Consider the following 6,484-nt stretch of genomic DNA (forward strand, 5'->3'; position numbering starts at 1 on the left):
ATTTAGTTAATCGAACTTACTCATTCGAACAGATGTGAGGAGGAGTTTCCTTAAGAAAGTCTTTAAATCTGTGATTTACCAGCATGAACCTCATTCATTCGAACGTAAATGAGAAGGAGTTTGCGATATCAAATTTTATAATTATAAATAATAACTAGAAGTGTAGGGGACATAGTCCCCTTTTCTTGTAAAAAGGAGGCCACATGAGAGATCAAATAGAGATGACGAGGGGTGTATTTTATTCATTAGTGGGAATATGTGCACTAATTATATTTTCAATCTCATTAGAAGCAATATTTAAAGTAAAAGACACAGCATTTTTTGATATGTGGTTATCGAATCCAAACTTAAATACGGCTATGATAGGAGAAACTAGTGAAGAGTTATATCAAACATATTTAACTATGTGTATGTCTTCGTTTTTTGTTAAGATAATAACTCCAATAGGACTAGCTATACATAGTTACATTACACTGACAAAGTTAAGGGTAAATAAGTTATATGTAGTAATATGGACCGTATTATTAATAGGATCCTTTGGATTCTCAATTATAGGTGAATCTTGGTATTCAATGTTTTTTATAGTAAGTAGCATAGGCTATATTGCTTTAATTTTAATGATGATTTATTTAGGCAAATGTATTTATAACGTAAGAAGACTCTAAAATTAGAGGTAATTGAGAAATCATTAAAGGAGGGGGAAAAAGCTTGAAAAAGTTTGATATGTATTTATATGATCATTTAGACCGTGAATATGATAGAAAAAACTTATACTTGTACGAAGTTGCATCTCTTCAATATGAGATAGAAGGTGCGAAGGGTAATGAAAAAGAAGAATTAAAAAAGAAATTGAATGAGTTAGTAAAAGGAAAAGCGGAGCATCCATATATTAAAAAATTAAATGAATATAAAAGTAGAGAAAAATCTTTCTTAGAAGAAACTAATAAGAAAGTTGCTGAATATAGAGGAAAGGTAGATAGCTCTCTACCAAAAAAAGTACAAAATTTAGAGGTAAGATTATTTAAAGCTAAACAATTGGTTACTTTTTATGAAAAGTATGTAGATTTAACATATGATGCTGAACTTTTATACGAACAAAATAAAATGGAGATTGCACAAATACCTCATATATTAGATTTTGCAAAAGAAACTTATAAAGAGTTAGTTGAAGCTCAGGCTAAGAAAGCTAATATAAATTCAGAAAAAGATTCTAAATTTCAAAAAGAATTTAAGAATTTCAAAATTGAAGAAAAGAAAAACTTACATGATAGAATTAGTGAGGTAAAAGCAAAACAAAAAGAAGGTTTAATATCAAAACAAGCAAAAGAAAATACTATAAAGGAACTTAAAAGAAAATATAGAGAATCTGTTATGGTAAAATCTTTTGAATGTGAAAAAACTTATAATGAAGAAGTTATAAAAAATAAAAGATATGAACTTAGTAAAACATTAAAACAAAAAATTAATACTGTAAATGTGAATGTATCTGATCTTAGAAGAGTTTATCCAATAGAGATAGAAAAGAAGATTCCATGGAAATCATATGTAACTATTTTATTCCCAGGATTGGGACAATTACTTAATAAGCAGTATATAAAATCGATAATAATGTTCTTAGGTAGCATTTATATATACACAATGGCTATTCCATATGCATTAGGTTATGGTAACTATAAAGGAGAGGGAATTGCAGGATTAATAACATTAGCTGAAGGTGCAGGAAAGCTTGATAGATCAATAATCTTTATGATTGAAGGTATACTTGCAATAACTTTAATCGTATTAGCATTAGTATTACTATTATTGTCTTTTAAAGATGTTAATAAAGTTGAAAAAGAAGAAATAAGGGGAATAAGAACAAGGACTTGGATAGAAACTAAGCAAAGTTTACTTGAAGATGGATTCCCATATATGGTATCAGCACCGGCATTAGTTGTTACAATATTTATGGTATTTATACCAGTAGCAACTACAATACTTTTATCATTTACAGGAATGGATCCAAAGCATCAAGCTAAATTTGGATGGGAAGGTCTAAGTAACTATAAGATGATTGCTTTAGGACAAGGACTAGCAGGATCAGTATTCTGGAAGATTCTTGGATGGACAATAATTTGGACTTTAGTTGCTACTACATTAGCAATAGCTTTAGGATTTATTCTAGCTATAGTTCTTAACAATGATAGAATAAAAGGTAAAACATTATTTAGAACAATATATCTACTACCTTGGGCTGTACCAGCATTTATAACAATAACATTCTTTAGTATATTATCATCTCCAAATGGAGCATTAACACAGGCTCTACAAAGTATTTTTGGAGAAGGATTATCAATAAAAAATAACACATTTGTAGCTAGGTCAGTACTTATTTGTATACAAGCATGGCTTGGAAGTGCTTATGTTTTCTTATTATCAACAGGAGTTCTTCAATCTATAAATAAAGAACTTTATGAGGCTGCTGATATAGATGGAGCTACAAGCTTTAAGAAATTATCAAAGATTACGATACCATTAGTATTATTCCAAACAGCTCCACTTTTAGTTGGGCAATATACATTTAACTTTAACAACTTCTCAATCATATGGTTATTTAATAATGGTGGACCATTTAATCCATCGGTATATGGAAACTTAGCAGGTTCTACAGACCTTCTAATTTCATACATCTATAAGCTGACTTTAGAAAATCAATATCAAGCTTTAGGTGCTGCTATAACTATGATAGTTTCTATAGCTCTTATAATAATAGCTTATATTGGATATAGAAATACGGAAGTATTTAAAAAGGAGTAAGGGGGTAACGGTATGTTAGAAACAAACAATGTTAAACAGAAAAGTTCATTAAAGAAGAAAAAGAAAAGCAATCTTTATCTTTCAGATAAACAACCTCTTACTTTAGGAGGGAAAATTGCTCTAGGAATATCTTACGTATTCTTAATAGGTTGGGCATTAGCTGTAATATGGCCAATATTGCAAATTATAATATCTTCATTTAATGGTGAGCAAGGAAAAAGGTTAAATCTTAATGCTGGATTTAGTTTTTCTCTAAAACACTTCCAACATCTATTTGAAAATACAATGTATTTAAAATGGATGGGTAATACAATATTTATAAGTGTTGTAACTGCTATATTAGTAGTATTAATTGTTTCATTTACAGGATACGCTTATTCAAGATATAGATTTAAGGGTAAGAAAGTATCTCTTATGACAATAATGCTTATACAAACAATACCACAATTCGTTGGTATAACGGCATATTTTACTATGTACTCAATCGCATCTGATATGGTTCCAGCCTTTACTAGACAGATGATGCTTATACTTATATATGCAGGTACAGGGATTGCAGGGAATACAATTATCTTAAAGGGATATCTAGATTCTATTTCAACTGAATTAGATGACGCAGCAAAAATTGATGGATGTTCTAGTATGAAAATATATAGACTTATAATAATGCCTATAGCAAGACCAATGTTAGCAATTATTGCATTATGGTCATTTATAGGACCATTTATGGATGTTCTACTATCAAAAGTTTTATTAACTACACCTGCAGATTATACATTGTCAGTAGGATTATATACGTTAGTAAACGATGAGCGTACAATTAACCAACCAGCCTTTGCAGCAGGAGCTCTTTTAGCGGCTGTGCCAATAGTAATACTGTTTATTGCATTACAAAAACAACTAGTATCAGGTCTTTCAAATGGTGCTACAAAAGGATAGGATAGGAGTGAGTAGATATGAAGGTAACATTAAATAATATAGGTAAAAAATACGAAAGTAGAGAAGATTTTACTTTAAGAAATATAAATTTAGAAATTGAAGATAAGGATTTCTGTGTAATCTTAGGACCATCAGGATGTGGTAAGACTACATTATTAAGAATGATTGCAGGACTTAACTCTATTACAGAAGGAGATCTTTTATTTGGAGAAAAAAGAGTTAATAAATTAGCATCTAAAGATAGAGATATAGCAATGGTTTTCCAAAGCTATGCATTATATCCTCACATGACTGTTTATGATAATATGGCATTTTCTTTATCAATGAGAAAAGAAAGAAAAAATGTAATAAATGAACGTGTTATGGAAGCGGCAAAATTATTACAAATAGAAAATTATTTATATTCAAAGCCTTCCGATATATCTGGTGGTCAAAGACAAAGAGTTGCATTAGGAAGAGCTATAGTTAGAAAACCAAGCGTATTCTTAATGGACGAGCCTCTTTCTAACTTAGATGCTAAGTTAAGAGAGCATATGAGAATTGAGCTTGTTAGAATTCACAAGCAATTAGGAACTACAAGTATCTACGTTACTCATGACCAAGTTGAAGCTATGACAATGGCAACTAAGATAGTTCTTATGAATGATGGTAAGATTCAACAAGTTGGTAAGCCATATGAATTCTATGAAAAGCCACAAAATATGTTTGTAGCTAGATTTATTGGTTCTCCAACAATAAATATGATAAAAGGTAAGATGGATGGTAAGAAATTTATTTCAGAAGATGGTCTTATATCTGTAACTCCATCAGAAAAGGATTTAAAAGCTTTAGCTAACCATATAGGTAAAGAAGTTTATTTAGGAATTCGTTCAGAAAGATTTGTAAGCGGAGAGACTAAAGATAAATTTGAAGGAACAATAGATGTAATAGAAGTATTAGGAAAAGAAAAGACTTTATTTGTTAAATTAAAGAGTGGAAAAGATATGGTTATAACAGTTCCAGGACATTATCAATATGAAGCTGGAGAAAATCATACATTTGGATTTGACTTAGAAGCTTTACATTTCTTTGACGCTGAAACTGAAGAAAGAATTAACTAAAAGTGCGAGCTTAGCTCGCACTTTATTTATATTTCATATATAATATTAAGCCCTAATTTTTTAGCATATTCATACGCTTGATCCATACATGAATCCCACATAAATTTAGGGTCGTGGCAGTCAGAGTTTATTATAACTTTCAAATTAGTTTTAGCAACTTTTTCCCAAAACTTATTATGTGGATAAGGATATCTATCTATATCAGGAAATGACATTATTCCTTTTCTGAAGCCATTTGCATTAAGTTCAAGTATAGTATCATGCTTTATTGCACTTTCTATGATTATTTCACATGCTCTATCACAATTTTCATCCCATGATAGATTATTTATAAATATAAGATCAGGATGGGCTAAGAATTTAAAAAAGTTAGTTTCTAATGCTTTAGAAATTGATAGTGCATAGTCGACATAGGAATCAGTAGAATTTAATGAGAAAGTATGTAATAATTCACCTTTAGATAAGAATACATGCTGTCCTAAGATTAAGTAATCAAGGCTTAAGTAATTTAAGAGATAATTGTAGTAACTATAGACTGATTCATCATATTCTATTTCTAAACCTATTAGAATTTTAATTTTATTTCTATATTTTATTTGCAAATATCTAATAGTATCGATATAGTCTTGAAGTTCTGAATAATCCATTCTAGTATCTTTAGTTAAATTTAATCTATCATCAGGATATGGAGCATGATCGCTAAATCCCAGTATATTTAATTTATTTTCTAAAGCAGAATTTAAGTAATCTAATTCAGTTCCAATAGCATGTCCACATCTATATGTGTGAGTATGATAATTTACTTTATGCATAATATAAATCTCCTAAAAATAATTTATTATAATATAATTTTATAAATATATTATATAAAAGTAAATAAAATAAACCTCACATAATAATGTAAGGTTTATGGTTGCGGGGGAAGGACTTGAACCTCCGACCTTCGGGTTATGAGCCCGGCGAGCTACCTACTGCTCCACCCCGCGATATTAAATATTACGATTTTAAAAATAAGAATTTGAAATCTTTATATTATAGTATACTCATAAAACGTAATAATATTCCATACAATCTAAAATTTATTTATAATTTGATTAAAAAAATATGTTAGTAATTTTAATAGAAATTAAACTAGAAAGTAATTATAGCAATAAATATAGAATATATATATTGTAAAGGTATACAAAAGGAGTTGGAGGGGTCAAAATGAAAATAAAAATTGAATCACTATTAATAGATAAGGATAATAGCATAGCAGAAAGAATAGGAAGTGACAATGCTTTTTGGGTGAGAGATTTAAAATTTAACGTAGATCCAAAAAGTTTAGAAGTAACTAATGAAGATCCTGAAATATTAAAATGCCTTAAGTACTATATTAATGAAAATAAGAATTTAATAGATTATTTAGAAGTAAGAGAACTCATAGACACAAGTAATATTATATGTACTAACTTCTGGAATGAAGAAGAATTTAATCGTACATGCAAATTTGAATTTAGAGATTACTTTAATTTAGAAGAGTGTAAATATGTTTATATAAATTAGAAGGAAAGGGGCTGTATCAAAAAAAATTTGATATTTGCCGATAAAGAAAAGGAAGTTCGAATTTGAACTTCCTTTTTTGCGCATAGTAATAATATGAAAAACTT

6 protein-coding genes and 1 tRNA gene are annotated in these 6,484 nt (G+C 29.0%); 5 read left to right on the forward strand and 2 right to left on the reverse strand.

The annotated features are described in order from the left end of the window. The first annotated feature begins 203 nt into the window (after positions 1–203). The 4 genes from ARA56_RS14080 to ARA56_RS14095 are packed head-to-tail and all read left to right on the forward strand — an operon-like array spanning position 204 to position 4,835. A complete protein-coding gene (locus ARA56_RS14080; RefSeq protein WP_055267774.1) occupies positions 204–665 on the forward strand; it encodes a hypothetical protein in 462 nt (153 codons plus the stop codon). 43 nt (positions 666–708) lie between these two features. After that, positions 709–2,796: an ABC transporter permease subunit gene (locus ARA56_RS14085; protein ID WP_207642911.1), complete on the forward strand. Its 2,088-nt coding sequence runs from the start codon at positions 709–711 to the stop codon at positions 2,794–2,796. A 12-nt stretch (positions 2,797–2,808) separates the two neighbouring features. Beyond that, positions 2,809–3,735, forward strand: coding sequence for a sugar ABC transporter permease (locus ARA56_RS14090; RefSeq protein ID WP_055267776.1), 927 nt, complete (start codon positions 2,809–2,811; stop codon positions 3,733–3,735). 17 nt (positions 3,736–3,752) lie between these two features. Further along, the gene (locus tag ARA56_RS14095) at positions 3,753–4,835 is read left to right on the forward strand and encodes an ABC transporter ATP-binding protein (RefSeq protein WP_055267778.1); all 1,083 of its coding nucleotides are present in this window, start codon (positions 3,753–3,755) and stop codon (positions 4,833–4,835) included. 26 nt (positions 4,836–4,861) lie between these two features. Here the strand turns inward: ARA56_RS14095 and ARA56_RS14100 are convergent, their stop codons facing one another. Together ARA56_RS14100 and ARA56_RS14105 are read right to left on the reverse strand one after the other, a co-directional pair. After that, the gene (locus ARA56_RS14100; RefSeq protein ID WP_055267779.1) at positions 4,862–5,647 is read right to left on the reverse strand and encodes a histidinol-phosphatase; all 786 of its coding nucleotides are present in this window, start codon (positions 5,645–5,647) and stop codon (positions 4,862–4,864) included. Positions 5,648–5,745: 98 nt separating this feature from the next. Next, positions 5,746–5,821, reverse strand: a tRNA-Met gene (locus tag ARA56_RS14105). A gap of 220 nt (positions 5,822–6,041) precedes the next feature. On the opposite strand from ARA56_RS14105, the gene ARA56_RS14110 reads away from it, so the two are divergent. After that, complete coding sequence (locus tag ARA56_RS14110; protein ID WP_055267781.1) at positions 6,042–6,380, forward strand: hypothetical protein; 339 nt, start codon at positions 6,042–6,044, stop codon at positions 6,378–6,380. Positions 6,381–6,484 lie beyond the last annotated feature (104 nt).

Source organism: Clostridium disporicum, from assembly GCF_001405015.1.
Taxonomy (GTDB): Bacteria; Bacillota; Clostridia; order Clostridiales; family Clostridiaceae; genus Clostridium; species Clostridium disporicum_B.